Annotated in this window: 21 protein-coding genes and 1 tRNA gene; 5 read left to right on the top strand and 17 right to left on the bottom strand. The window is 69.1% G+C overall.

Translation table 11 applies throughout. The features are described 5' to 3' along the window. The 11 genes from IMZ11_RS38015 to IMZ11_RS37965 all read right to left on the bottom strand — a co-directional run. A partial coding sequence (locus IMZ11_RS38015; RefSeq protein ID WP_228647634.1) for a DNA-directed RNA polymerase subunit beta occupies positions 1-1,984 on the bottom strand: 1,984 nt, incomplete at its 3' end. A gap of 422 nt (positions 1,985-2,406) precedes the next feature. After that, positions 2,407-2,913: a hypothetical protein gene (locus IMZ11_RS38010; protein ID WP_228647632.1), complete on the bottom strand. Its 507-nt coding sequence runs from the start codon at positions 2,911-2,913 to the stop codon at positions 2,407-2,409. Beyond that, the gene (locus IMZ11_RS38005) at positions 2,910-3,398 is read right to left on the bottom strand and encodes a hypothetical protein (RefSeq protein ID WP_228647630.1); all 489 of its coding nucleotides are present in this window, start codon (positions 3,396-3,398) and stop codon (positions 2,910-2,912) included. The genes IMZ11_RS38010 and IMZ11_RS38005 overlap by 4 nt, the downstream gene beginning before the upstream one ends. Before the next feature lie 152 nt (positions 3,399-3,550). Beyond that, the gene (gene rplL / locus IMZ11_RS38000) at positions 3,551-3,940 is read right to left on the bottom strand and encodes a 50S ribosomal protein L7/L12 (RefSeq protein WP_228647628.1); all 390 of its coding nucleotides are present in this window, start codon (positions 3,938-3,940) and stop codon (positions 3,551-3,553) included. 81 nt (positions 3,941-4,021) lie between these two features. Next, the gene (rplJ, locus tag IMZ11_RS37995; protein WP_061253207.1) at positions 4,022-4,546 is read right to left on the bottom strand and encodes a 50S ribosomal protein L10; all 525 of its coding nucleotides are present in this window, start codon (positions 4,544-4,546) and stop codon (positions 4,022-4,024) included. 227 nt (positions 4,547-4,773) lie between these two features. Continuing rightward, positions 4,774-5,595, bottom strand: coding sequence for an LppX_LprAFG lipoprotein (locus IMZ11_RS37990; protein ID WP_228647626.1), 822 nt, complete (start codon positions 5,593-5,595; stop codon positions 4,774-4,776). A 147-nt stretch (positions 5,596-5,742) separates the two neighbouring features. Further along, positions 5,743-6,456: a 50S ribosomal protein L1 gene (gene rplA, locus IMZ11_RS37985; protein WP_228647624.1), complete on the bottom strand. Its 714-nt coding sequence runs from the start codon at positions 6,454-6,456 to the stop codon at positions 5,743-5,745. Positions 6,457-6,529: 73 nt separating this feature from the next. After that, the gene (gene rplK, locus IMZ11_RS37980; protein ID WP_061253204.1) at positions 6,530-6,961 is read right to left on the bottom strand and encodes a 50S ribosomal protein L11; all 432 of its coding nucleotides are present in this window, start codon (positions 6,959-6,961) and stop codon (positions 6,530-6,532) included. Between the two features lie 139 nt (positions 6,962-7,100). After that, positions 7,101-7,871, bottom strand: a complete 771-nt coding sequence (gene nusG / locus IMZ11_RS37975; protein ID WP_228647622.1) for a transcription termination/antitermination protein NusG — start codon at positions 7,869-7,871, stop codon at positions 7,101-7,103. A 52-nt stretch (positions 7,872-7,923) separates the two neighbouring features. Next, complete coding sequence (gene secE, locus IMZ11_RS37970) at positions 7,924-8,181, bottom strand: preprotein translocase subunit SecE (RefSeq protein WP_061253671.1); 258 nt, start codon at positions 8,179-8,181, stop codon at positions 7,924-7,926. 76 nt (positions 8,182-8,257) lie between these two features. Further along, a tRNA-Trp gene (locus IMZ11_RS37965) sits at positions 8,258-8,330 on the bottom strand. Between the two features lie 199 nt (positions 8,331-8,529). Here IMZ11_RS37965 and IMZ11_RS37960 point away from each other — a divergent pair. Then, positions 8,530-9,735 carry a pyridoxal phosphate-dependent aminotransferase gene (locus tag IMZ11_RS37960; RefSeq protein ID WP_228647619.1) on the top strand — a complete coding sequence of 402 codons (1,206 nt, stop codon included), beginning with the start codon at positions 8,530-8,532 and terminating at the stop codon, positions 9,733-9,735. A gap of 79 nt (positions 9,736-9,814) precedes the next feature. Here the strand turns inward: IMZ11_RS37960 and IMZ11_RS37955 are convergent, their stop codons facing one another. From IMZ11_RS37955 to IMZ11_RS37940, 4 genes are all read right to left on the bottom strand, one after another. After that, positions 9,815-11,230 (bottom strand): hypothetical protein, encoded by a 1,416-nt coding sequence (locus IMZ11_RS37955; protein WP_228647617.1) that lies wholly within the window; start codon positions 11,228-11,230, stop codon positions 9,815-9,817. Continuing rightward, on the bottom strand, positions 11,217-11,717 hold the full coding sequence (locus IMZ11_RS37950; protein WP_228647615.1) for a SigE family RNA polymerase sigma factor: 501 nt from the start codon (positions 11,715-11,717) through the stop codon (positions 11,217-11,219). The genes IMZ11_RS37955 and IMZ11_RS37950 overlap by 14 nt, the downstream gene beginning before the upstream one ends. A gap of 261 nt (positions 11,718-11,978) precedes the next feature. Then, positions 11,979-12,953: a PASTA domain-containing protein gene (locus IMZ11_RS37945; protein ID WP_228647613.1), complete on the bottom strand. Its 975-nt coding sequence runs from the start codon at positions 12,951-12,953 to the stop codon at positions 11,979-11,981. Next, the gene (locus IMZ11_RS37940) at positions 12,950-13,450 is read right to left on the bottom strand and encodes a SigE family RNA polymerase sigma factor (protein ID WP_228647611.1); all 501 of its coding nucleotides are present in this window, start codon (positions 13,448-13,450) and stop codon (positions 12,950-12,952) included. Before IMZ11_RS37940 ends, IMZ11_RS37945 begins: the two co-directional genes overlap by 4 nt. Positions 13,451-13,518: 68 nt before the next feature. On the opposite strand from IMZ11_RS37940, the gene IMZ11_RS37935 reads away from it, so the two are divergent. Further along, a complete protein-coding gene (locus IMZ11_RS37935) occupies positions 13,519-14,544 on the top strand; it encodes an adenosine deaminase (RefSeq protein ID WP_228647636.1) in 1,026 nt (341 codons plus the stop codon). An 18-nt stretch (positions 14,545-14,562) separates the two neighbouring features. On the opposite strand, the gene IMZ11_RS37930 is transcribed toward IMZ11_RS37935, so the two are convergent. Continuing rightward, positions 14,563-15,678 carry a hypothetical protein gene (locus IMZ11_RS37930; protein WP_228647609.1) on the bottom strand — a complete coding sequence of 372 codons (1,116 nt, stop codon included), beginning with the start codon at positions 15,676-15,678 and terminating at the stop codon, positions 14,563-14,565. A gap of 441 nt (positions 15,679-16,119) precedes the next feature. On the opposite strand from IMZ11_RS37930, the gene IMZ11_RS37925 reads away from it, so the two are divergent. Then, the gene (locus IMZ11_RS37925) at positions 16,120-17,085 is read left to right on the top strand and encodes a polyprenyl synthetase family protein (RefSeq protein ID WP_228647607.1); all 966 of its coding nucleotides are present in this window, start codon (positions 16,120-16,122) and stop codon (positions 17,083-17,085) included. A gap of 55 nt (positions 17,086-17,140) precedes the next feature. On the opposite strand, the gene IMZ11_RS37920 is transcribed toward IMZ11_RS37925, so the two are convergent. Next, entirely contained in the window at positions 17,141-19,951 is a 2,811-nt protein-coding gene (locus IMZ11_RS37920; RefSeq protein ID WP_228647605.1) for a choice-of-anchor L domain-containing protein, read from the bottom strand. Between the two features lie 349 nt (positions 19,952-20,300). Here IMZ11_RS37920 and IMZ11_RS37915 point away from each other — a divergent pair, with 349 nt between their 5' ends. Together IMZ11_RS37915 and IMZ11_RS37910 are read left to right on the top strand one after the other, a co-directional pair. Continuing rightward, entirely contained in the window at positions 20,301-22,922 is a 2,622-nt protein-coding gene (locus IMZ11_RS37915; RefSeq protein ID WP_228647603.1) for a M4 family metallopeptidase, read from the top strand. An 8-nt stretch (positions 22,923-22,930) separates the two neighbouring features. Then, a complete protein-coding gene (locus tag IMZ11_RS37910) occupies positions 22,931-26,434 on the top strand; it encodes a carboxypeptidase regulatory-like domain-containing protein (protein ID WP_228647601.1) in 3,504 nt (1,167 codons plus the stop codon). The last annotated feature ends 133 nt before the right edge of the window (positions 26,435-26,567 follow it).

Raw genomic sequence — 26,567 nt, 5'->3', positions numbered from 1 at the left:
AGGTGCCCTGGTTGGAGCGCTTGAACTTCGCGACGCGGTAGGTGGTGCGCGTGCCGTCGTCGTTCATCACGGTGACGTAGTCGGCGGAGACCTCCTCGACCACGCCCGCCTTCTCGGCGCTGATGACGTCACCGGCGTCGGTCGCGGCGCGGTACTCCATGCCGGTGCCGACCAGCGGGGCCTCGCTCTTGAGCAGGGGCACCGACTGGCGCTGCATGTTCGAACCCATGAGCGCGCGGTTGGCGTCGTCGTGCTCGAGGAACGGGATCATGGCGGTCGCGACCGACACCATCTGGCGCGGCGAGACGTCCATGTAGTCCACGTCGGACGGGTGGACGGCCTCGAACTCGCCACCCTTGCGGCGGGCCAGCACACGGGAGTCCCCGAAGCTGCCGTCGGCGTTCAGGGCCGTGTTGGCCTGGGCGACGACGTGCCGGTCCTCCTCGTCCGCGGTCAGGTAGTCGATCTCGTCGGTGACCCGGCCGTCGACGACGCGGCGGTACGGGGTCTCCACGAAACCGAACGAGTTGACGCGGCCGAAGGACGACAGCGAGCCGATCAGGCCGATGTTCGGGCCTTCCGGCGTCTCGATCGGGCACATCCGGCCGTAGTGGGACGGGTGCACGTCACGGACCTCGAAGCCGGCCCGCTCACGCGACAGACCACCCGGGCCCAGGGCCGAGAGACGCCGCTTGTGCGTCAGGCCGGCCAGCGGGTTGGTCTGGTCCATGAACTGCGACAACTGCGACGTACCGAAGAACTCCTTGATCGACGCCACGACCGGGCGAATGTTGATCAGGGTCTGCGGCGTGATCGCCTCGACGTCCTGGGTCGTCATGCGCTCGCGCACGACGCGCTCCATGCGGGCCAGGCCCAGGCGGACCTGGTTCTGGATGAGCTCGCCAACGCTGCGCAGGCGGCGGTTGCCGAAGTGGTCGATGTCGTCCGTCTCGACGATCACCGAGCCGTCGGGGCCCATGCTGTCCTCGCCGGCGTGCAGGCGCACGATGTACTCGATCGTGGCGACGATGTCCTCGTCGGTCAGCGTGCCCTGGGTGATGTCGGCGTCGACACCGAGCTTCTTGTTAATCTTGTAACGCCCGACCTTCGCGAGGTCGTAACGCTTGGGATTGAAATAGAGGTTCTCCAGCAGCGTCTGCGCGGACTCCTTGGTCGGAGGCTCACCCGGACGCAGCTTGCGGTAGATGTCGAGCAGGGCGTCGTCCTGGCCGGAGGTGTGGTCCTTCTCCAGGGTGGCCCGCATCGACTCGTACTGACCGAAACGCTCCAGAATCTGGTCGGTCGTCCAGCCGAGCGCCTTCAGCAGCACCGTGACGGGCTGCTTGCGCTTACGGTCGATGCGGACGCCGACACTGTCGCGCTTGTCGATCTCGAACTCCAGCCAGGCACCCCGCGACGGGATCACCTTGCAGCCGAACAGGTCCTTGTCGGAGGTCTTGTCGACCGAACGGTCGAAGTAGACGCCCGGGGACCGCACCAGCTGGGAGACCACGACACGCTCGGTGCCGTTGATGATGAAAGTGCCCTTCGAGGTCATGAGCGGGAAGTCGCCCATGAACACCGTCTGGCTCTTGATCTCACCGGTGGTGTTATTGATGAACTCCGCCGTCACGAACATCGGGGCGGAGTAGGTCATGTCCTTGTCTTTGCACTCATCGACTGAGTACTTCGGCGGCTCGAACCGGTGGTCGCGGAACGACAGGGACATGGTTCCGGAGAAGTCCTCGATCGGACTGATCTCCTCGAAGATCTCTTCGAGACCTGACTGGGCCGGAACGTCCTTGCGCCCGACCTGGCGAGCCGCCTCGACCCGACCCTTCCACTTCTCGTTGCCGAGCAACCAGTCGAACGACTCGGTCTGCAGGGCCAGAAGGTCGGGAACTTCGAGCGGCTCCTCGATACGTGCGAATGACACGGTACGGGGACCGGCGGGTACGGCGGAGGCGTTGCGCGAGGCTGCCAACAGATGTCCTTCCGAGGGCTCGCGGACTGACTACACGCACGCCAGACGACCATGCAACAGAGTTACTCAGAGAAGCGGGTCGTCAAAGGGCAGCGCAAAGGGGCAGTGTAGCCGATGGGCATACACCTGTCCACTCCGCTCTCGCTCTGCGCTCCACGTTGGTGGCAGCATCACCCGTCAGCGCCGAAACGTCAAGCCCGAGGGGCGACATTTCGGCCAACTGATGCCCAGCACGCTGGGTTTTCCCGCTCGCATGACGGTCGAACCTCGCCGGACCCAGACGATACCCGCGAGCCCGTCCGGCTAACGCTCTGTCACACGGCGAGCCGAACGCTGACCAACGGTCGACACTGCCTGTGATCGGTATGTCCCTGCGTAACTCAGCCCAAACATAGTCTTTGCTAACAATTGAATAACCCGGCCTACTGAGCGGGCGTGTCACCCAGGAGCGTGGAGAGATCGGAGACCAGCCAGCGGCCGTTCTCCCTGGTCATCACCAGGCGTGCCCGGTTCTGATCGACCACCTGTTTCGGCTGGTTCCCGCCGGGCTCGCGGCTGCTGGTGACCGTGTTCAGGAACACCAGGATCCGGGCCTCCTCCGGGGTCGCCGACTCGACCGCGGCGGCCGCCACGACCGCCTGCCGTACCTCCTGGCGCTGCCGGGCGACCGGTGGCAGCGTCTCCGCGAGCCGGGCATACCGTACGGCGAGCGCGCCCGTGGTGTGGCTCCCGGCCCGGGCGAGGTCCGCCCCCATCGTCCGGTAGTCGTAGGACAACATGTCGACGGCGTACGAGCGGGCCGCGGTCATGGCCTCACGCCCCGCCGCGACGCCGTCCTGGATGCGCCTCAGGTCCGCGTACAGCAGGGCGACGGCGGCGGCGAGCACCACCGCGAGCGCCGTGAGGACCGCGACCAGGATCCGCCTCACTGCACCAGCTCCGACCTGGAGACCAGCCATCGGTCACCGACCTCGGTGACCTCCATCCGCCATCGATAGAGACGCTCCTCCGGAGCGTCCTTGTCGTCCGCCTCCCAGCGGATCAAGGCGTCGCCCACGACGAGGACCTCGGCGGTGCGCCTTTCCCCGTCCATCGACACGAGGCCCGACGCGCGGAGCACCCCGGTCTGCGAGACCTCGCGCTCCAGGGTGGCCTGTCTCATCGCGGCCCTGCCTCTGACGTAGCCCTCCCGAGCCTGGCCGGTCGAGGTGTCGATGAGGCGTTTCACGTCCTGGTCGACCGTACGGTGGTCCAGCGCGAGCAGAGCGGCCGCGTGGACGGTGGCGGCCTGGACGGCCGCCCGGCGGTCCCGCTCGTCCGCCTGCGCCGCGCTCCGGCTCGTCCCGGCCCACACGGCGGCCGCGACCAGCCCGGCCACGAGCACCGCCAGCCCTGTGATCAGCGTGCGTCCCAACGACGCCTCACCCCCTGATCATGTAATCGGACGCCGGATGGTATCCCGCTACATAGATCGACATATAGGAGTCTGCCGATACGGTCTGGCCGTAGGAACACGGAAAGGGCGGCCACCCGAAGGTGACCGCCCTTTCGCGGTGAACGTCAGAGTTACTTGACGGTGACGCTGGCGCCGGCACCCTCGAGGGCAGCCTTGGCCTTCTCCGCCTGCTCCTTGTTGACCTTGCCGTCGAAGACGGCCTTGGGAGCGCCGTCCACGAGGTCCTTGGCCTCCTTGAGGCCCAGGCTCGTCAGAGCGCGGATCTCCTTGATGACCTGGATCTTCTTGTCGCCGGCCGACTCGAGGACGACCTCGAACTCGTCCTGCTCCTCGGCCTCCTCGGCGGCGGGCGCGCCCGGGGCGGCGGCCGCGGCCACGGCGACCGGAGCGGCGGCCTTGACGTCGAAGGTCTCCTCGAAGAGCTTCACGAAGTCGGACAGCTCAAGGAGGGTCATCTCCTTGAAGGTCTCGAGCAGCTCGTCGGTGCTGAGCTTCGCCATGATTGTTCCTCCGTGTGGATCTAGCAAAAACGTGCAGGGACCGCGGTGTGCGCTTCCCCCCAGGGTCCGTGGTTGACGGACCTACTCGCCGGCCTCTTCGCGCTTGGCGCGCAGGGCCTCGGCCAGTCGAGCCATGTTGGTGGGCAGCGCGGCGAAGGTGGCGGCAGCCTGAGACTGCTTCGCCTTCAGCGCACCGGCCAGCTTCGCGAGGAGGACCTCGCGGGACTCAAGGTCGGCAAGCTTGGAGATCTCGGCCGGGGTCATCGACTTGCCGTCGACGACACCACCCTTGATCACCAGAAGGGGGTTGGCCTTGGCGAAGTCACGCAGACCCTTGGCCGCCTCGACCACGTCGCCCTTGACGAACGCGATCGCGGTGGGGCCCTGGAGCAGGTCGTCCAGAGCGGTGATCCCGGCGCGGTTGGCCGCGATCTTGGTCAGCGTGTTCTTCGCCACGGCGAACTTCGCATTCCCACCGAGAGAAACGCGCAGCTCCTTGAGCTGAGCGACGGTGAGACCGCGGTATTCGGTCAGAACGGCGCCGCTGGAGCCCTCGAACTCATTCTCGAGTTCGGCAACCGCGGTCGCCTTATCCGCCCTCGCCATGGGCCTCCTTCCAGATGTGCCACCGGCGAAGGCGTCCAGAAAAAGGAGGAGCCCCGGCGCAGGCGCACGGGGCTGACACAGACGCGAACGCGTCCGAAGCTCACATCACACCTGCGCTGGTCGTCCACTGATGTGGATCCTTCGGTCACTGGACTGTTGGCAGTCCAGAGACGACCGGCGGTCTTTGGCAAAAGCCAGAATAGAGTGTCAACCCCCCTGACGCCAAATCAGTTGCCGCGAAGGTGTTGCGGCAGCTCCCCGACCTGGTCCGCGGCCGGCGTCTCGATCGCGACGGACTCGTTGAACGACGTGAAGGCGACGGTGGCGTTGAACGAACCACGGCCCTGGTCGCCATTCAGCGTGATCTTCCGCGGCAGGCCGTCGGCGTCGATCCACGCGTCGAACTTCATGTCATCGACCCGGGCCAGGCCGGCCTCCGCCTTGGCGCGCATCTCGGGAGCGACCTGCTTCACGGCCTCGGCCACCGGGAAGGTGCCCGAGTAGTGCGTGGTGTCCACGCCACCGACCTGCTCGGCGCCGACGGCCTTGACGTCCTTGGAGGCGGTCAGGAGCGCCACGCTCGTCTTGAGGTCGATCTGCTGGGCCCGGCCGAGGATCTCGTCCACGTTGACGCCCCCGGACGCGCCGAGCTGCTTGAGATCCAGCTTGATCCACGGCTTGGTGGCGCCCACGAAGGTCTTGAGCATGTCGGACTTCACGTACACGGTGTCGCCCTGGAGGATCACCCGGAGCCCGCCGGGGATGTTCTGGCCGTCCACGGAGATCTGGTTGAGCGTGAGATCCGTGGCGAGCTCGGGCTTCTGCTGGTAGCGCATCTTGCCCTGGATGTTGCCCGTACGGTTCGTGGCGTCGGAGAAGTCCACGACGAGGTCGGCGGTGTAGGAGGTGACGTCCTGCGCCTTCTCGGAGGTCTGCTGCAGCACCTCGGACGCGGAGAGCCTCACGTTCTCGATCGAGGTGACCGCGGGGGCGCATCCCGCGACCCCGATCACGGCGACCGCCCCGGCGGCCAGCAGAAGTCGGCGCATGTCATTGTCCCTTCGTTTCCGGACGACTGCCCTTGACCCTATGGTGCCCGACCCTCCGCCGCGCGTTCTGCGCAGTATCCCAACATTCCGTACACGAGAAAGCCCCTGCCCGGACACCCGGGCAGGGGCTTTCTCAGATGTGAGAGATCAGGCGTCGATCTCGGCGGTCATCGCCCGCGTCACGTTCGGGTCGACCGGGATGCCCGGGCCCATGGACGTGGTGAAGGTGACCTTCTTGAGGTAACGGCCCTTGGCGGCCGACGGCTTGAGACGCAGCACCTCGTCGAGGGCGGCGGCGTAGTTCTCGACGAGCTGACGCTCCTCGAAGGACGCCTTGCCGATGATGAAGTGCAGGTTCGCGTGCCGGTCGACACGGAACTCGATCTTGCCGCCCTTGATGTCGGTGACGGCCTTGCCGACGGCCGGCGTGACGGTGCCGGTCTTCGGGTTGGGCATGAGACCACGCGGACCGAGCACGCGGCCGAGGCGGCCGACCTTGCCCATCAGGTCCGGCGTCGCGACGACGGCGTCGAAGTCGAGACGACCCTTGGCCACCTCGTCGATCAGCTCGTCGGCGCCCACGATGTCGGCGCCCGCGGCGCGCGCCTCCTCGGCACGGTCGCCGGTCGCGAAGACCAGGACCCGGGCGGTCTTGCCGGTGCCGTGCGGGAGGTTGACGGTGCCGCGGACCATCTGGTCCGCCTTGCGCGGGTCGACACCCAGGCGCAGGGCGACCTCGACCGTGGCGTCGAACTTGGCGGTCGCGGTCTTCTTCGCCAGCCGGACGCCGTCCAGCGGGGTGTACAGGCTGTCGCGGTCGACCTGGTCGGCCGCGTTCTTCCAGTTCTTGCTGCGCTTCACTTCAGGCTCCTCATGGAGTTCGTGGTGCGGGCCGGCGCTGGCCCTGCCACAGTGCTTGTCTGCGTCGGGTGAACTACTCGGCGATCGTGATGCCCATCGACCGGGCGGTGCCGGCGATGATCTTCTCAGCGGCCTCGATGTCGTTGGCGTTGAGGTCCTGCATCTTGGTCTCGGCGATCTGACGCAGCTGGTCCTTGGTGAGCTTGCCCACCTTGTCCTTGTGCGGGTTCGCGCTGCCCTTCTGCAGACCGGCGGCCTTCTTGATCAGCTCGGGCGCCGGCGGCGTCTTCGTGATGAAGGTGAAGGTGCGGTCTTCGAAGATGGTGATCTCGACGGGGATGATGTTGCCCCGCTGGGCCTCCGTCGCAGCGTTGTACTGCTTGACGAATTCCATGATGTTCACGCCGTGCGGACCGAGCGCGGTACCGACCGGCGGCGCGGGAGTGGCCTGGCCAGCGGGAAGCTGGACCTTGACCAGTGCCGCGATCTTCTTCTTGGGAGGCATGCTCTCTCCGGGTCCTTGACTACTTGAATCTCTCAGCCCGGCCCTCACCACGTGAGGACACGGCGGCACCGTCAACGGTGCCGCCGTCCGGGCTCACCCTCACGACCGTGAGGACGACTAACGAGTCTATGCCAGGCCGTCAGATCTTCGAGACCTGGTTGAACGACAGCTCGACAGGAGTCTCGCGACCGAAGATGGACACGAGCACCTTGAGCTTCTGCGACTCGACGCTGATCTCGCTGACAGTGGCGGGCAGCGTGGCGAACGGGCCGTCCATGACGGTGACGGACTCGCCGACCTCGAAGTCGACGGTCGCGGCGGTCGCCTTGGAGGCGGCCTTCTTCACTTCCTCGGTCGGCTCGGGCGCCAGCAGCTTGGCGACCTCGTCGAGGTTCAGCGGGCTCGGCTTGTTCGAGAGGCCGACGAAGCCGGTGACCCCGGGCGTGTTGCGCACCGCGGCCCAGGACTCGTCGGTGAGGTCCATCCGGACCAGGACGTACCCCGGAAGCACGCGCTCCTTGATCGGAGTCTTCTTGCCGCCCTTGAACTCCGTGATGGTGTGGGTCGGGACCTCAACCTGGAAGATGTAGTCCTCCATGTTGAGAGACCCGGTGCGGCTCTCGATGTTCTGCTTCACGCGGTTCTCATAGCCGGCGTAGGAGTGGATCACATACCACTCGCCGAACTGGCCGCGGAGCTGGCGCTTGAACTCTTCGACGGGGTCGACTTCCGGGACGACATCGCCGTCTTCGTCAACCTCTGCCACAGCCTCGCCCGAGTCGACGTCGACATCAGCGTCAGCGCCGTCCTCGCCGGCGGCTGCGGTGTCGTCGACCTTCTCTACGGCCTCGTCCGGCTCGGTCTCCCACTCATCGCGGGAGCCATCGACCGGCAGCGGGGACTCGGACACGGTGACTCTTCCTCTTTCGTCGGTGACATGACGTGCGACGACCAGGGTCGGATCAGGATCCGCCGAAGACCGCCAGCACACCCTTCGTCAGCAGGAAGTCTAGCCCGGCTACGATCGCAACCATGATCACAACAAAGCCGAGGACCACAGAGGTGTAAGTGATCAGATCCTTGCGCCTCGGCCAGATGACCTTATGCAGTTCGGCGACGACCTGCCGGTAGAAAAGCGCGGGAGAGGTGCGCTTGGCCTTCTTCTCACCGCTCGGCTTGCCTGGCTTTCCAGCGGTTTCACCGCGGGTGTCGATCGCCACAGTCCTCACCTGATCCGTCGTGTCCATCGCAACTTGCGGCGCGCTTTTACGCCTTTGGTGCGCGGACCGCACTCCGCAGGGCACGAGGGACTCGAACCCCCAACCGCCGGTTTTGGAGACCGGTGCGCTACCAATTGCGCTAGTGCCCTAAGCCGTGCACCACCATACCCGAGAAACGGATCGACATCGCCGAACGTTTCCCGTCGTGGCCCACTAGACGCTGAAGTGTACGTGGGAATGCCGACTTCGTCGAACCAGATCGTCCGCGCAGCTCAAAGCTACCTTCCGCGACTGTCCGGATGATGGATAAGCGCGGAAGGATTCCCGCAGGTCTGGAACGATGGAGGCATGACCCGACCTCGCATCTCCGCGCGTATCTCCGCGATTTCCGAGTCCGCGACGCTGGCGGTGGACGCCAAGGCCAAGGCGATGAAGGCGGCCGGTCGGCCGGTCATCGGCTTCGGCGCCGGCGAGCCAGACTTCCCGACTCCGGACTACATCGTCGAAGCGGCCGTCGAGGCGTGCCGGAACCCCAGGTTCCACAAGTACACGCCGGCCGGTGGACTGCCCGAGCTCAAGCAGGCCATCGCGGAGAAGACGCTGCGCGACTCCGGGTTCCAGGTCGACGCCTCGCAGGTGCTGGTGACCAACGGCGGCAAGCAGGCCGTCTACGCGACGTTCGCGACCCTGCTCGACCCGGGTGACGAGGTTCTGGTCATCGCGCCCTACTGGACGACCTATCCGGAGGCGATCAAGCTCGCCGGCGGCGTCCAGGTCGACGTCGTGACGGACGAGACCACGGGATACCTGGCCTCGATCGAGCAGCTCGAGGAGAAGCTGACCGAGCGGACCAAGGTCTTGCTGTTCGTCTCCCCGTCCAACCCGACCGGCGCCGTCTACTCGCCCGCGCAGGTCGAGGAGATCGGCCGCTGGGCGCTGGACAAGGGCCTCTGGGTCGTCACGGACGAGATCTACGAGCACCTCGTGTACGGCGGCGCGACGTTCTCCAGCATCGCCACGGCCGTACCCGAACTGCGCGAGCGCGTGGTCGTCCTGAACGGCGTGGCGAAGACGTACGCGATGACCGGTTGGCGGGTGGGCTGGCTCCTCGGGCCGTCCGATGTGGTGAAGGGCGCGACGAACCTGCAGTCGCACGCGACGTCCAACGTGTCGAACGTGGCCCAGGCCGCCGCGCTCGCCGCCGTCTCCGGCGACCTGTCGGCCGTCGCGAAGATGCGCGAGGCGTTCGACCGCCGCCGGCAGACCATGGTCCGGATGCTCAACGAGATCCCGGGCGTGGTGTGCCCCGAGCCGTTCGGCGCGTTCTACGCGTACCCGAGCATCAAGGCCCTGCTGGGCAAGGAGATCCGCGGCCGTCGGCCCGCGTCGTCCGCCGAGTTGGCCGAGCTGATCCTCGAAGAGGCCGAGGTCGCCCTGGTGCCCGGTGAGGCGTTCGGCACCCCCGGCTACTTCCGGCTGTCGTACGCGCTGGGCGACGACGATCTCGTCGAGGGCGTCAGCCGCGTGGCGAAGCTGCTCGCGGAAGCGCACTGACATCTCCGTCGGAGAGACCCGGGTCGCCGTGACCCGGGTCTTTCCGTTCCGGTAGGTGTACCGCCTGGCGTCGGTACGGCTACGGCGCGCGGACACCCCGTACCAGCTGATCGAGGTCGAGGTTCGGGTAGGCGGTCGAGGACGCCGGATCCGTGGCACTGGTCACCACGACGGCGAGGCCGGTCGCCGGCTCCCAGGCGAAGCTCCGGGTCCGCATGAGCCGCGGTCGGCCACCGGCGCGCACCGTCTCGGTGGAAGTGGTCAGAAGGCCGCGGACGCCGCCGACGGTCGCGGCCTCGGGCTTCGTCCGGAAGACGTCCTCCCGCCATTGTTCGGCGCCGACGAGCCCGCCTCGGTGAACGGATACAGCGATATACCAGCCCTTGCCGGGCGGATGCCCCCAATACGTTGTCGTGGTCGTCCAGTTCCACCCCAGCGTGCGGACCTCGGCCGCCTCCGCCAGCGATCGTAGAGCGGGGGGCGCCTCGACGCCGTCCACGGACGGGGCGTCCACCGGCGGGGCCGGCTCGATGCCTTCGGCCACCCGCCGCATCTCGTCCTCGGTCGCGCCCATCGCCCATATCCGCACGCCGAGGCCGGGCTCGACGAGCCACATGAGCATCCGGCCCTTGTCGAGCCGCCCGCCGCTGTTGCCCACGACGCGTCCCTCCAGGGCGCGCGATCGGCCGACGGTGGTCGTCCGCGCGTCGAGGAACTCCTCGTTGGTCGGCCAGGCGACCCGGCGCAGCGCGCTCAGGTTCTTCGCCCGGTCACCGCGTACGACCTCGATGGCGATGGAGGCGTTCTGATCGTCGCTCCACCACCGGCCGAGCCCGTCGCGGACCTCCCGCGGCTCGCCGGAGACACGGTCGAAACGCTCCGGCATGTAGGTCACGCGCATGGTGTCCAGGGCGGGATCCCAGGGGACGCGCAGGCTCATCGCCACCGGTTCGAGGTACTCCTTGGTGGAGGCCGAGGTCGTCACCCGCAGCACCAGGCCATCCTGTTCCCACCAGATCAGGTCGTCGCGCCCGGCGGACATCAGGCCGCCTCCGCGGTGCCGCCAGAGTGTGCCGTCGGGCAGGAACCCGCGCCGCTGGAGTCCGAGGTAGTCGCCCGCGTGCTCCTCCGACCGGTAGACGGTGACCTGGATGGTGCGATCTCCCTGGCTCCAGCGGGCGGCCTTCCCCCGCAGGCCGTGGTCGTCCAGCTCGAACGTCTCGGGTCGGCCGAGTCCCTCGGGAAGGCCGCGCACCTCGACGCCGTCGACGGTCTCGGCCACGGTGGGAGCGGCGGACCGCCGCTGCTCGCGGATCACCGCGTACACCGGGATCGTCGCCAGCACGAGGGCGACGACGGCGGCCACCAGCCGGAACCTGGCGGTGTTCCGCCGGCGCGTGCGCAGCACGACACGGTCGGCCAGGTCGGGGGCGATCCGCAGCGCGGTGGTCGCCTCGGTCATGGCGTTCCTGAGCTCACTCTCAAGATCCGACAAGGCCGGTCACCTCCTCACCGAGCAGCGCGCGGAGCCGTACCAGTGCTTTGGACGCCTGGCTCTTCACCGTGCCGACGGAACATCCGAGAACCTGGGCGGTCTGGGACTCGGTCATGTCCTCCCAGTACCGGAGGACGACGACGGCGCGCTGGCGCGGCGGGAGGGTGCGCAGGCCGTCCATGAGGACCTGCCGCAGTTCGACGTCGGCGGCGGGTACGGCCCTGTCCGGAGGGGAATGCGTCGGGATCATCCGCAGGATGGCGCGGCGCCGGCCACGGCTGATCGCGAGGTTGACGATGATCTTCCGGACATAGGGTTCCGGCGCGATGTCCTCGCGGAGCCGGTGCCAGTTCCGGCACGCCCGCTCCAGCGCGCTCTGCAGTACGTCCTCGGCTTCGTCCTGGGAGCCGCAGGCGAGATACGCCGTGCGCAGCAGGCTCGTGCCACGGGCGGCCACGAACTCCGCGAACCCCTCGGGAGGGTTCACTCGGCTCTGTCCAGTGTCATGCCCTCTTGTACGCCCGGGAGCGGGAAAGGGTTGCCCGGCCGCGTCGCGAGCCCGCCGCCGGACGCCACGCCCGCGAGCCGCGCCTGACGCCGCACACCCGAACCCGCCTTCGGACGCCGCGCTTTCCCGACCCTGCCGGCCTGTGAACGAGGAGGAGGCCGAGCGGCGCGGTGAAGCCTCGGGAACGGCTCGCGCCCCTGTGAACCCGACGACACAGGGGCGCGAGACTCGTGAGGATCGTCAGTTCTTGACGGCCACCCCCTCGGCGATCTTCTGGATCTCCGCCGCGGCGGCGTCCCCACCGAGCTTCTCGGCGAACGTGGGGCTGAACATGATCTCGACCGCGAGGTTCTCGCGGTCGAACCAGACCAGCGTGAGGGTGGTCTCCGGGGAGCTCCCCGCGACGTCGCCGCCCTCAGTGAGTGGACCGAGGAATCCCCGCTTGCCGTGGATCATCACCGGGTCGCCCTTGGCGAAACCACGCCGGTCGCGGGCGGCCTTGCCCTTGTAGACCACCGCCTGCACCGAGTACTCCCCGGTGCCCGTCCGGCCCGGCTCGACCCACGTGGTCGTGTAGCTCGTGCGGCCGAAGCCGTCCTTGCCCGACCACTTGCCCCATACGAGGCCGTCGGGGAGGTAGCCGAAGTGGGCACCGCCGAAGGTCCGGCCGTCGCCCAGGTCGCCGAGGTCCTGCGGCATCGGGGCCTCGGACGACGGCGTCGGGGTCGGCTGCCCGCTTTCCTTCGGCTGTGGTCCCCCGCTCGTCGCCATCGTGATCTCTACGGTGGACCCTTCCGGGGCGACGGTCCCTGCCGCGGGCTGCTGGGTGATGATCGTCCCGGGCGCCCGCTCCTCGTGGATGACCTTCCTCCAGGCCACCTTGAATCCGGCGGCCTCCAGGACTTCCCTGACCGTGTCGTTGGTCATACCGACGACATCAGGTACGACATTTCCGGACAGGGCGTGATCGTCACCCACCGGCTCGGACGTCCCGCCGGGCGCTCCCACCGGCGCCGCCACCGGAGCCGACGTCGAGGACAGATACACCGGTACGGCTCCCGCCACGGCGACGGTCAGCAGCGCGGCCCCCGCCGTACGAAACCGGACGACATGGCTGCGGTTGCGGCGGCGGATCCGCTGCCCCATCGTCGGAGGGGCCTGCACGCCCGCCACCCGGGAGGTCATGGCCTCCTTCAGCACCTCTTCCACGTTCATGCGGACGCTCCTTCCAGCGTTCCCAGGCGTTCACGGATTCTCGCCAGACCACGGGCGGCCTGGCTTTTCACAGTCCCCACCGAGCAGCCAAGAGACGCCGCCGTCTCGGCCTCTGACATGTCCTCCCAGTACCGCAGGACCAGCACCGCGCGCATCCGCGCCGGCAGCTTCCCCAGCTCCGCCAGCAGGAGCTCCCGCAGCCCCGGGTCCGGTGACTCCACGGGTGTGTCGGGAGGGCTCGCGAAGGTGATCTCCTGGATCACCCGCCTCCTGCGGGCTTTCGTGATCGCGGCGTTGACGACGACCTTGCGCGCGTACGCCTCGGGGTTGTCGTGCCGGATGCGCGGCCAGTGCCGGTACACCTTCTCCAGCGCGCCCTGGACCAGGTCCTCGGCGTCATGCGGGGTCGCGCCGCAGACCAGGATCGCGGTGCGGAGCAGAGCGGTGCTTCGCGCGGCCAGGAACTCGTCGAAGGCCGCTTCGTCTTCTTCCGTCATAGGCTCCCCTTTCGACCGTCCACAACGCGTGGAAGCCGCACGAGGTTGAGACGCCGATGCGGCAGGATATGGAAATGCCGCGCTCACTCGACAAGCTTCCCAAGGCCCACCTGCACCTTCACTTCACCGGCTCGATGCGGCATACGACGCTGATCGAGCTCGCGCAGGAGCGCGGTGTCCACCTGCCCGACGCCCTGGTGCAGGACTGGCCGCCGAAGCTGCGCGCGACGGACGAGCGCGGCTGGTTCAGGTTCCAGCGGTTGTACGACATCGCCCGATCGGTGCTCGCCCGTCCGGAGGACGTCTACCGCCTGCTCAAGGAGGCGGCGGAGGACGAGGTGGCCGAGGGGTCGCGGTGGCTGGAGATCCAGGTGGACCCGTCCGGCTATGCCGGCCGTTTCGGCGGGCTGACCGCGACTCTGGAGCTGATGCTCGACGCCGCGGCGCGTGCCTCGAGTTCGGCCGGTGTCGGCATCGCGGTGATCGTGGCGGCCAACCGCACCCGGCATCCCCTCGACGCGCGGACGCTCGCCCGGCTGGCCGCGCAGTACGCGGGGCGGGGTGTGGTGGGCTTCGGTCTGTCGAACGACGAGCGACGCGGCCGGGCCAGGGACTTCGACGCCGCCTTCCGCATCGCCAAACGGGCCGGGCTGCTGGCCGTACCGCACGGCGGCGAGTTGCTGGGCGCGGCCAGCGTCGCGGAGTGCGTCGACGACCTGGACGCCGACCGGGTCGGGCACGGCATCCGCGCGGCCGAGAACGACCGCCTGCTCGAACGCCTCGCCGACCGGCAGATCGCGTGCGAGGTGTGCCCTCTTTCCAACGTGGGGCTCGGCGTGGCCGAGAGCCCCGAGAGCGTGCCGGTGCGGAAGCTGTTCGACGCGGGGGTGCCGATCGCGTTCGGCGCGGACGACCCGCTGCTGTTCGGCGCGCGACTGCTCCCGCAGTACGAGCTCGCGCGGGATGTGCTCGGCTTCCGGGACGCGGAGGTCGCCGAGCTGGCCCGGCAGTCGATCCGATCGTCGACGGCTCCCGACTCCTTCAAGAAGGAACTGCTCGGCGAGATCGACGTCTGGCTCACCCAGCCGGAGTGACCGCCGGGGCGTGAGGAGTCAGTGCCCCGGTCCGGGGTGCGGGCGGCTGGACTCCGGCCTTCTCGCGGGGTCGCCCGCGTCGCGCCGCCTGGGGTGCCGCATCCCGCGCCGGAGCGCGAGGGAGTGCTCGCGGTGGCGGCGGGCGAGCAGCCGCTCCTCCCCCAGCACATGGAGCCACTCCCTGCCGTAGTCCCGCATCATGTCGAGCATGCGGAATCGCTGGCCGTGCCGGATCACCACGGACTTGTCCACGAGCCGGGCGAGCAGGTCGGGCACGTTCACCAGCTGTTCGTCGGAGCACACGTCCGCCGCGGCCTCGGCGCCGAACGTCCCGCCGAACACCGAGAGCCTGGCCCACAACAACCGCTCCTCGGGAGTGCACAGCTCGTGGCTCCACCCCACCGCCGTGCGCAGTGTCCGGTGCCTGGCGGTACGGCCGCCGCCGGCGAGCAGTGAGAACCGGTCGTCGATGCGGTCGAGCAGCTCACCCGCCGTGAGGGCGCGCAGCCGCCTGGCGGCGAGTTCCAGCGCCAGGGGAACGCCGTCGAGTCGCCCGCACAGCCGTACGACGGCGTCGGAGCATTCGAAGCCGGGACGCACCGCCCGGGCGCGCTCGCGGAAGAGTCGTACGGCGTCGCAGTCCTCCTCGGTGACGGGGAGCGGCCGGACGGTGTGGACGCGCTCACCGGGGAGGCCGAGAGGCTCCCTGCTGGTGGCCAGGACGCGGACGTCGGGGGCGGCCCGCAGGATCTGGCCGACCAGCGCTCGGCACGGGCCGATGAGGTGCTCGCACGTGTCGAGGATCAGGACCATCCGCCTGCCGGAGAGGTGTTCGGCGAGGACGTCCTCCTGGGGTCGTGCCGCCTGTTCCTTCAGGCCGATCGCGGCCCCGATCGTGTGCGCCAGGAGGGCGCCGTTGCGCTCGGCGGACAGGTCGGCCAGCCAGGCGCCGTCGCTCCGCTCTCCGGCGGCCTTCAGCGCGAGCCGCGTCTTCCCCACTCCCGCCACGCCGGTCAACGTGACCAGGGACTCCTCCCGCAGGAGCCGTCCGACCTCGGCCAGATCCTCGGCCCGCCCCATGAAGGTGCTCGTCTCAGCGGGAAGGTTGCCTCGCCGCCCCAGCACGTCCGTCACCAGATTCGCCCTCCCATGCATGGCCGCCCAGCCAATCATGAGTGCGTAACCAGATGACTACTCTGGGTGGAGGATTGCCCCACCCCGGTGAAGATTCACCACCCGGGGTGGGAGGTTCGGCGACGAGACGGTCCCCCTCGGCCCGACCTCGCCGCCGAACCCTGCCGCGACGTCGCCCCCCGCCGCGCGGCATCGACCGGACGGCTTCCCCCCTACGGACCGACCGGATACGAAAAGTATCGGGACAGACGCCGTCCGTGACATCGGGACGATGCCCGATGTCACCCGCCCGGGTCGATCGACTCGCCCGGGCCGTACACCTATTACTCCGGTGACAAATTGAGATCACGGGTCAGCCGCGAAGATCGCGAAGTGTCACTAAAGTCTGGCCAAATCGAGAAATCGACCGATAGAGGCGGCATGTCGGCTATTGAGCAACTTGTGGTATCTGATCCTGAGCTGGCCGACCGCCTGCGCAAGAGCATGGCCGACATCGAGACCCGGTTGCGCGACACCGCCACGGACTCGCCCGATCCCCTGATCAGCGAGGCAGCCGGATACCTGCTGGGCGCGGGAGGCAAGCGCTGGCGTCCCCTCCTGGTACTGCTGGGAGCGCAGTTCGGTGATCCGGAGCGCGCTTCGGTGCTGGACGCGGCGGTGGTCGTGGAGCTCATCCACGCCGCCTCCCTCTATCACGACGACGTGATGGACGAAGCGCCGCTGAGGCACGGGGTGCCGAGCGCGCACACACGCTGGAACAACAAGATCGCCATCCTGGTGGGCGACCACCTCGTCGCCCGGGGAGCCACGCTCAGTCTGGAGCTGGACGAGACGGCACGCCGCGCTCAGGCCGAGGCGTTCGAGCGGCTGGTGCGGGGTCAGGTCAGGGAGGTCGCCGGGCCGCGGCCCGGACAGGATCCGGTCGAGCACTACCTGGAGGTGGTGCGCGACAAGTCGGCCTCTCTCATCGCGCTGGCCGTACGGCTGGGCGGGATCTGCGCCGGCGCCGACACCGCGACCGTGGCTGCCCTGGCGGACTACGGCGAGGCCCTCGGCGTCGCGTTCCAGTTGTCCGACGACGTCATCGACATCGTCTCGGGCGCGGATCGGGCGGGCAAGGTCGCGGGGACCGACCTGCGGGCGGGGGTGCGGACCCTGCCCGCCCTGCTGGCTTTACGGGAGGGCGGGAAGCTGAGCGATGTCCTGGCCGCCGGCCCGATCGAGGACGCGGGTCTGCGTGCCGAGGCGCTGGCACTGTTGCGGTCCTCGGCCGGGCTGGCCGCCGCCAGAGCGGAGGTGTCCCGATACGCCGCCCGGGCCAGGTCGGCCGTGCGCAGACTCCCGGATCGCCCCGCCAGGCGGGTCTTGGAGCCGCTGTGCGAGCTGATGGCCTCCCGCTCGGCATGACGAGATCGGGTTCCGGCCACGCCCTGGCTGGAACCCGATCAGTGTCGAGTGGTGATCAGAGATTGAGCGGGACTTCCACGTAAGAGCTGTCGATGTTGCCCGTCTTGTCGATGCTGCGCAGATGCAGGGTCCAGGTCGCCGTCGAGCCGACGGGCCTCATCCAGTAGAACGACTGGCCGTACGTCTGATACTGCGGGGCCTCGTTCGGGTCGCTGGACTCGATGGCCCACTCGATCCGCTCCACTCCGGCCCCTCCGGAGTCGGAACCGGAGGCGGCGATGTGCACCCGCTTCTTGCCATCGAGCTCGTCATAGGCGAGGTCGACGCTGGTGTCGGGCGGGGTCTCGTCGGCGGCGGCCGAGCCGGTCACGGTCGGCAGCGGATTCTGCGCGGGGCAGCCGGCGTCGCACGGCGTGACGGACACCCTGCTCACCGGCACTGTCACGCCCTCACCGTTGAAGACGATGTGGTCGCCCTTGCCGATCAGGATCGGCTCATACGGGGTCGTCGAGGTGATGACACCGTTGGCGTAGCCGCGCATCCGGATGTAGACGTAGCCGAATCCTGTAGCGGTGATCTCCGCCTTGGCCTTGCCCTGGGTGAGGAAGGCCGAGATCTGCTTGTAGGCACCGGTGCCCGCGGCGTAGGAGCTGCCGGGAATGTCCTCCAGCTCGGCCTCCGTCGACGGGTCGGTGAAGCCGGTGCGCCGGCCGGCGGCGTCGGTGAGCAGCAGGTTGACCGGGCCCCTGACCATCAGCTCGGTTCCCGTCAGACCTCCCGCGGCCACGGCCGGGACCGGCTCGGCCTCCTGCGTCTCCAGCGGCGCCAAGGTGCCGGCGGTGGGCCCCTCGCCCTGAATCGAGTACACCGCCGAGGCCATCACCTGCGAGGTGTTGGGCAGCTCCTGGTGCTTGACCCCGGGGTATGGGTCAAGCGTCACCGAGTCGCCGCGCAACTCGGGGGTGAGACGGGCCGACCCGAGCGGCACGGTGCCGTCGCCGAGGTCACTCCAGTTGAGCAGCACGCCGGTGCCCTTGGTGCACCTCTTCCACCAGCCGTACTGCTCGTCGCAGTGCTCCTCGGCGATCTCGTCGAGGCTCGTCAGGGTGGTGACGCCGGTGCCGACCAGGCGGGTCAGCCCGACCCTTCCGTCTGCGGGGTTCCATGCATCGGCCGCCCGGTGCCAGGCACGCGCCTGGTCGATCAGCGCGAGGTTCTTGTCACTCAGCATGTCGCGCACCTGGTCAGGGGTGAGCGGACCGCCCGGGATGCGGTTGACCGGCGGCTCGACCACGCGGTGGTAGTTGTCGGAGGGCAGCAGTTCGAGGAATCCCGGGAAGTTGCGAGTGATCTTCGCGGCCTCGTTCCTGTTGACCAGGCAGCGGCCGAGGACGATGTCGACCACGCACGGGGTCTTGTAGTGCATCACGCCCAGTGCCTTGGCGGCGCCGAGGTACGGCGTGCCGATGGTGGCGATCCGGTTGATCTTGCCGACGGACCGCTGCATGCGCACGGCGGCGGTCGTCACCAGCCCGCCCTGGGAGTGGGCGATGATGTCGACCCGGTCGGCGCCGGTGACCCGTCTGATCTCCTCGATGCGGTCCAGCAGCTGATCGGCGTTGTCGGCGCCCGACTTGCGCCAGTCCACGGGGTTGAGGAAGAGGCTCTCACCCGGCTGCGGATTGTCGACGTCGCCCAGGACGTAGCCGTGGCTCTGCAGGAGGGCGACGGCGTTCTTGTAGATCGGTATCGCGCCGAGGACCGTCATGAGGACGTCGGACGCGTACACCCCGTTGCCCTCTGCGTCGGTCTTACCGTCGTCGTTGAGCATGATGTTGTCCAGGTGCGCGTCGGTCGGGCTGAGTATCTTGGAACCGCCCGGCCACCAGTCCTCCCCCGCCTCGTCCTTGAGCCTGCTGCCCATGATGCCGGGCACGAAGATCACCGGCTTGGTCGTCGGCTGGGCCCCGCGGCCGCAGTCGGCCTGCTCGTCCTGGGTGTAGCGAAGGTTGCGCACCAGCGCGGCCGAGTCGTAGACCGCGTCGTGCTGGTCGAAGATCGACAGATAGATCTTGTGCGCGCCGCCGGTGATCGGAGTGGCCACCCGCATCAGGGGCGTGGCCCCGTCGTAGGTGCTGCCGGCAGCGGCCGAGGCGGTCATCGCGAGCCGGCCGGTGGTGTTGGTGGAGATGACGTTGCCCGAGGGGTCGAAGGCGAAGTTGTCCGGCGCCAGAATGCTCGAGTCGTCGGTCGTCCAGGTGGTCCGGTCGAGCTCGGCGATGAAGCCGTCGTTGTAGGCCGTCCGGATGAACTCGGGGAACTCCTCGCTGAGGTACTTGACCTCGAAGACCAGGCAACTGGCCCACGCGGGCACGTCCAGGCCCACTTCGAGCACGGTGACGTCGTAGGCGCTGTCGCCGCGCACCTTGCCGCCGCCCGAGTCGCGGCCGGAGGAGTCGAAGTCGTTGGGCCGGGGTGCCAGCGTGGCGTCGCCGGTCGTGAGCAGGACCGACGTGCCGGAGACCCCGGCCACCCCGATGGCCAGGCCGTTCGTGCCGGAGGTGGGTGGGGTGGTGGTGTACCTGGCCCCGCTCAGGCTGCTGTCGGCGACAAGCGCGCGGGCCAGGGCGAGGGCTCCGTCGGCGCCCGCGCTCACGGGGGTCACGCTGCCCGCGTCGACGTCCAGGGTGGTGACGCTTTGCGACTGTGCCCGCTGAGTCTCGCGAGCCTTGGCGGCACGCTCGCGGGTGGTTTTCTTGTCGGTCGGCACTCCGACGGAGATCGTGTGCCGCTCCGGTGACGACGGTGAAGCCGGCTCGCCGGAATCGGCCGAGGCGGGGACGCTCGCTCCGGCGCCTGCCAACACGACGGCGAGCATGACCAATAAGAACCTGCGGCGCATCTCGATGCCTCCAGGCTGGGGTCGGGCCGTGAGAAGGGGCTGGTTCTGGGCGTTCGTGGCACGGCGGGCCCGGCCGGGACCAGTGGCGCCAAGATCAAGGCGACGTAAACGTATATATCAACAAGCATGTGGTCAAGACCGTAAAAGTCAGTATTGACTGGACCGCTTTGAGCGCCTGATACTCCAGCTGATCATCACTGGCCGATCTTTTACTCCCCCGAAGCCCACCATGCCGGTAGTGGGCGGACGCATGCCTGAATGCGGGGCGGCGTGAGTTCTCCGGTTACCCACCGCTCATGTGTGGAGGCTTGCCATGCGCTCGGCAAGAAACGTCAACGTCTTCCGTGCCATAGCCGCCGCGTTATCCGTCGGCGCGATCGCGGCCGCGGTCTGCGTCGCGGTGGCGTGGGCCGTCCTGGACCTGCTGGTAGCCGGGGCGGAAGGGCTCGTCGGCAGCTACCTGTCCGGTAGCGCGAACGGCGTCACCGCCGCCGCTGCGGCGGCCACGGGCGGCCCGGTGGACTGGTGGTCCGCCGCGCTCTCCACCGGCGGCCGGATCTGGCCGGCGCGGTTCCTGCTGCAAGGCTCGCCGCTGGTCCTGGTCGCGCTCGGACCGGTGGCGGCCGGCGTGGTGGCGGGCCTGCTCACCGGCGACAGGAGGCGGCTGCTGGCCGCCTCGGCCGGATACGCGACCGTCCTCACCGCCACGGCCGCGATCACCGCGGCTGTGGCCCCCGGCCCGCTCGCGACGGTCAGCACACCCGCGCCGTCGGCGTTCGTCCTCGGTCTGGCCTGGTGCTTCGCCGCCGGACTGCTCGGCCAGGCCGCCCGCCGCGTCAAGGTGCTGGCCGCGGCCGCCGCCCTACTGCTGACCGCGCAGTTCATCGTCTCGGGCTCGGCGGTGGCCGCCCCGACACAGCAGGGCAGGGCCGAGCTGCCGATGACGATGGCGGCCGCCGGCCCGCCCGAGCCCGCGCCGGTCGGCTACCTGCGGCCGGGGGTGACCGAGGCCCTCGCCAAGGTCGGCGTGCAGGACGCCGGCAACGGGCCGCGGATCTCCGCCGACTCCGGCGTGAACATGGCCAAGGACCCCTGGCTCGGCGTGCCCACGATGCTGAGCCTGGAGAGCCACACCGGCAAGGACGTCAAGAGCTGGCTGCGCGCCAACGCCGGGCTCTTCGCCGCCAAGGACCCCGTCGCCCAGCTGCGCGCGCTGCCCGCCCGGCCCAAGGACCCGCTGGGGCTCAAGCACGACTGGTTCCAGCAGGAGATCGGCGGCGTTCCGGTGTACGGCGCGCGCGTCGGTGTGCACCGCGACGCCAAGGGCAAGACCGTGCGTGGCCTGACCAACTACTTCATCCCCGACCTTGAGCCGGCGGGCACCAAGCCCACCCTCACGCCGGAGGGCGCGGTCACCGCCGCCGCCCGCGCCATGCCGGGCACCAAGGCCGGCGAGCAGCCCGAGCTGCTGTTGCTGCCCGACGAGCCCGACCCGGGCAAGCCGGTGCCCGCGGCCCTGGTCTGGCGGGTGCCGATGGTCGCCGACGACGGGCGCTCCACCGTCTTCTACGTCGACGCGCTGAGCACCGGCCGGATCGTCAAGTTCGAGCCGGGCCTCCTGGAGTACAAGCAGCGCAGCGTGTGGGACCTGGACAACAACTGGCGCACCGACAGCGGGCCGGCCCGGACCGAGGGCCAGGGGCCGGTCGCGGTGGACGACGTCAACAAGGTCTACGACAACAGCGGCCACTTCTACGACTACATGATGTCCACCTTCGGCCGAGACAGCTGGGACGGCGAGGGCGGCGAGATGAACTCCTACGCGCGCTACTCCAACAACGGTGACCACTCGCCGGTCAAGAACGCCTTCTTCGACCCGCTGACCGGCGAGACCATGTTCGGCGAAGGCACCTCCACACTCACCATCGTGGCGCACGAGTGGACGCACGGCGTGACGTTCACCTCGGCGAATCTGTTCAGCTTCTTCCAGGGCGGCTCGCTGCACGAGAGCTTCTCCGACGTCTTCGCCGCCTTCACCGAGTACAAGCTGAAGGGCAGCACCTCGTGGAAGGCCGGCGAGGGCAGCTCGCTCGGCGTCATCCGCGACCTGGCGAATCCGCACGCGATCAGCTTCGACGGCAAGCCGCACCCCGCGCACTACAGCGAATACTGGCTGGGCTGCCTCGACGGCGGCTGGGTGCACTTCAACAGCCTGATCCCCAGCCACGCCTGGTACATCCTGGCCACCCGTATCGGCATACCGAAGACCGCCGAGATCGCCTACCGCGACCTGACCGTCATGCTCGCCCCGCGCTCGCGCTTCTCCGACACGCGCAGCGGCGCCATCCAGGCGGCGTCCGACCTGTACGGCAAGAACTCGCCCGAGATGCTGGAGACCTGGCGTGCCTTCGGCGCCGTCGGGATCGACGGCACCTACGAGTCGCCGCGCCAGTTCTGCCTCTGTTTCGCGGACGAGTCGCTGTCCGGGGTGGGCCTGGAGGCGATGGACCCCAACGGCTCCAGCACCGACGCCACCGTCGCCGCGCTGCTGCGCCTGCGCGGGATGTTCGAGAACGCCGAGTCCGGCGCGACCATGCACTACGCCCAGCTGTACTCGCGCGCCAACAGCCGCGCGATGGATCTGCTGACGGCCGACGACGATCTCCGCCGTAAGACCGCGCACGTCATGCAGTCCCTCGAACCCGCCTTCCGCACGGTCGGCACGTCAGCGGGCGACCGGGTGGTCATCACGCAGACGCTGGTGAACGAGATCAACAGCGTGGTCGACGCCTTCGTCCAAGCCGACGAGGGCTCCGGCGGCGACGGCATGTGGCCGGCGCTGGCCCGCTCGGAACGCGAGCACGTGAACATCCAGGCGATGGTCGGCATGACGGCCAACCAAGGGCTCGCCTACCTCGACTCCCTCTTCGAATAGGAACCACCATGCGCCGTCTCCTGCCGGCCTTACTCGTCCCCGCGCTGCTGCTGGGCTTCGCCGCACCGGCTGCCGCCGGCCCCCCACCCCCGCCCGTGCCCGAGCGGCTCGACCGCGTGATCGCCGACACACTCGCCAAGCAGGACACGACCGACGTGTTCGTCATGCTGAAGGAGAAGGCCGACCTGTCCGGCGCGCGCACGTTGCGCGGCCACACCGAGAAGGCGGATTACGGGTTCCGCACGCTACGCGAGACCGCCGAGCGCAGCCAGAAGGGCCTGCGGGCCTTCCTGCGCGAGTCCAGGGCCACCTTCACCCCCTATTGGCTGGTCAACTCCGTGCTGGTCCGCGGAGCCGGCCCTGACCTGGTGCGCAAGCTGGCCGAACGGCCCGACGTGGCCCGGGTGCGGCCGGCCGGCTCGGTCTCCATCCCGGAGCCGGACCGCTCGGCGCAGGCCGTGGCCCGGGCCGCCGCGGGCGTGGAGTGGGGCGTGGACAGCGTCGGTGCCCCACGCGTCTGGTCCCAGTTCGGTGCCAGGGGCGAGGGCGTCGTGGTCGCGACCATCGACTCCGGCGTGCAGTACGACCACCCCGCCCTGGCCGCGCGGTACCGGGGCAGGAAGGCCGACGGCACCTACGACCACAACTACAACTGGTTCGATCCCACGCGGGTGTGCGGCTCTCCCTCGGTCACGCCGTGCGACAACAACGGGCACGGCACCCACACGATGGGCACGATCGTCGGCGCCGACGGCATCGGCGTGGCGCCCGGCGCCACCTGGATCACCGCCAAGGGCTGCGAGTCCAACACCTGCAGCGACGACTTCCTGCTCACGGCCGGCCAGTGGATGCTCGCCCCCACCGATCTGCAGGGGAACAACCCGCGCCCCGACCTCGCGCCGCACCTGGTGAGCAACTCCTGGGGCGGTGACGGGGGCGACCCGTTCTACCAGGAGATCGTAGACGCCTGGGTGGCCTCGGGAATCTTCCCGCTGTTCGCCGCCGGGAACGAGGGCCCGGCGTGCGGCACCGCGCACTCCCCCGGCGACTACGAGAACACCTACGCCGTCGGCGCGTACCAGTCGGACGGGAAGATCGCCGACTTCTCCAGCCGCGGCGACCCCGAGGCCGCCGGCATCAAGCCGAACATCACCGCGCCCGGAGCCGCCGTACGCTCCTCGGTGCCGGGCGGAGAGTACGAGGTGCTCAGCGGCACCTCCATGGCCACGCCCCACGTGGCCGGGGCCCTGGCGCTGCTGTGGTCGGCCGCGCCCGCCCTGCGCGGCGACGTCGCCGCCACCCGGCTGACGCTGGACGAGACGGCCGTGGACGCCACCGACTACAGCTGCGGCGGCACCAGTGCCGACAACCGGGTGTGGGGCCAGGGGCGGCTGGACGCCTTCGCCGCGGTGACCTTCGCGCCGCGCGGCACCACCGGCACGCTCACCGGCACGGTGCGGGACGCCGTCGGCTCCCCGGTGCCGAACCCGACCGTCACCCTGACGACGTCCGGCGCCAAGCGCACCACCCAGGGCGGCGCCGACGGCTCCTTCAGCCTCCGGCTCCCGCCCGGCTCGTACGAGATCACCGCCTGGGCCTTCGGCTACGCGCCCGCCACGGGCACCGCCACCGTGTCCGCCGGCGGCACCGCCACCCGCGACCTGACCCTGTCCGCCGTCCCGCGCTACGACGTCTACGGCGAGGTCCGCCAGACCGGCGGAGAGCCGCTGCCCGGCGCCGTGGTCTCCATCGACGGCACGCCCTACACCCCGGTGACCACCGAGTCCGACGGCACCTTCGCCATGTTCGGCGTGCCGGTCGGCACCTGGCGGATCAACGTCCAGGGCGCCCGGTGCGGCGGCTCCACGACCGTCACCCTCGAGGTCGACGGCGACGAGTTCCTCCCGATCGACACCCCACTGCGCACGGACGACTTCGGCAACAAATGTGACGTGATCCCGCAGCTCAGCTGGGAGCCGGGCACCACCGCACTGGCGCTGACCGGCGACGACGCGGGCGTGGCCGTCACGCTGCCGTTCGCCTTCCCCCTGTACGGCAAGCCGTACACAAAGGCCTGGATCTCCACCAACGGCTTCATCAACTTCCAGCGGCTCAGCACCCTGTCCTTCAACGGCCGTATCCCGAGCGGCGGCTTGCCGAACGCGGCGATCTACGCCTTCTGGGACGACCTGAACGTCGACTCCTCGGCCCAGGTGCTCACCACCACCCTCGGCACCGCCCCCAACCGGCGCTACGTCGTGGAGTGGCGCAACGTCTCCCTGGTCGCCCAGCCGACGGCACGGCTGACCTTCTCCGCCGAACTGCACGAGAACGGGCAGATCCTCTTCCAGTACAAGTCCCTGTCGAACGGCCTGATGCCACGCGGTTCCTCCGCCACGATCGGCATCGAGAACGGCACCGGCCTGATCGCCTTCGAGTACGCCACCGACGTGCCCGTCCTGCGGACCGGCATGGGGATCCGCTTCTACGGCTCCGGCGTCATCCAGGGCGTCGTCCGTGACTCCGCCGGCACTCCGCTCAAGGACGTCGAAATCGCGCTGTCGCGGCCGGCCGGCGGCACTCTGCTGGACACCGTCACGGACGCCTCGGGCGTCTACCGTCTCTACGCCCCGGCAGACCGCTACGCCGTCATCGTCTCCGAGCCCGAGTGGGCGTACTGGCGCAAGGACGTCCCCATTACACAGGAGGGACAGGTAATCGACCTGGACATCACCCTCTATCCCCCCAAGAACACCATCACCGGCACCGTCCGCGACAGTTCCGGCAAGCCCCTACCGGGTGCCACCGTCGCCGTCATGAACCTCGACGTGAAGGCGGCGACCACTGACGCGACCGGCTCCTACACGCTGACCGATGTGCGCGGCGGCACCCAATGGATCCAGGTCTTCACCCGGGCCTGCGACGTGCTCGTCCAGAAGCGGCTCACCGTCAGCGGAGACATCGTCGTCGACCTGACCCAGGGCATGCCCGTCGACGACTCCGGCTTCGCCTGCGCACGCAAGCCCACGGCGTGGGTCGCGGGCACCGACGCGATCGACGTGAACGCCACGACCAGCTCCATGGTCGCGCTCCCGTTCGCCTTCCCGCTGTCGGGCGACACCTTCACCAGCGTCGGCGTCACCGGCCCCGGCCTGCTGCTCTTCTACGATCCGATGAGCGGCGCATGGTCCTGGGCCGCGCCGTACAGCCACGAACTCACCTACGACAGCCAGTCCTCCGTACGGACGGCCACGATGGGCGAGTCGTTCGTCATCGAATGGCGCGACGTGCTGGTCGGCGGGACCGACACGCGCATCACCTTCGAGGGCGTCCTGTACCCGGACGGGCGCATGCTCTTCCAGTACCGCGACCTCCCCGACGACCGCGAGGTCGGGAACAAGCAGACCGCGGTGGGCGTGTCCAACGCCTACGGCCCGGACATGTTCCTCGTCCGCGGCACCCTGGACCCGCAAACCGCCTTCGAAATCCGCCCGGCACCCCAGGCCGAGTAGTCGGGTCGCCCGGGGGCGTCATGGTCACTTACGGCGTCCAGGCCACCTAGTGGCCCGTCACGCAATCTTGGCCGGGTAACTCGTCCAGCTTCTGATCGGTGAGCTGGCGGCAAAGTTGGTCTTGGGCTGTGCT

The organism is Microtetraspora sp. AC03309 (genome assembly GCF_020826795.1).
In the GTDB taxonomy this organism is placed as follows: Bacteria; Actinomycetota; Actinomycetes; order Streptosporangiales; family Streptosporangiaceae; genus Microtetraspora; species Microtetraspora glauca.
The sequence above is the reverse complement of the archived record's forward strand: the minus strand, read 5'-3'. Positions and strand labels throughout refer to the sequence as shown.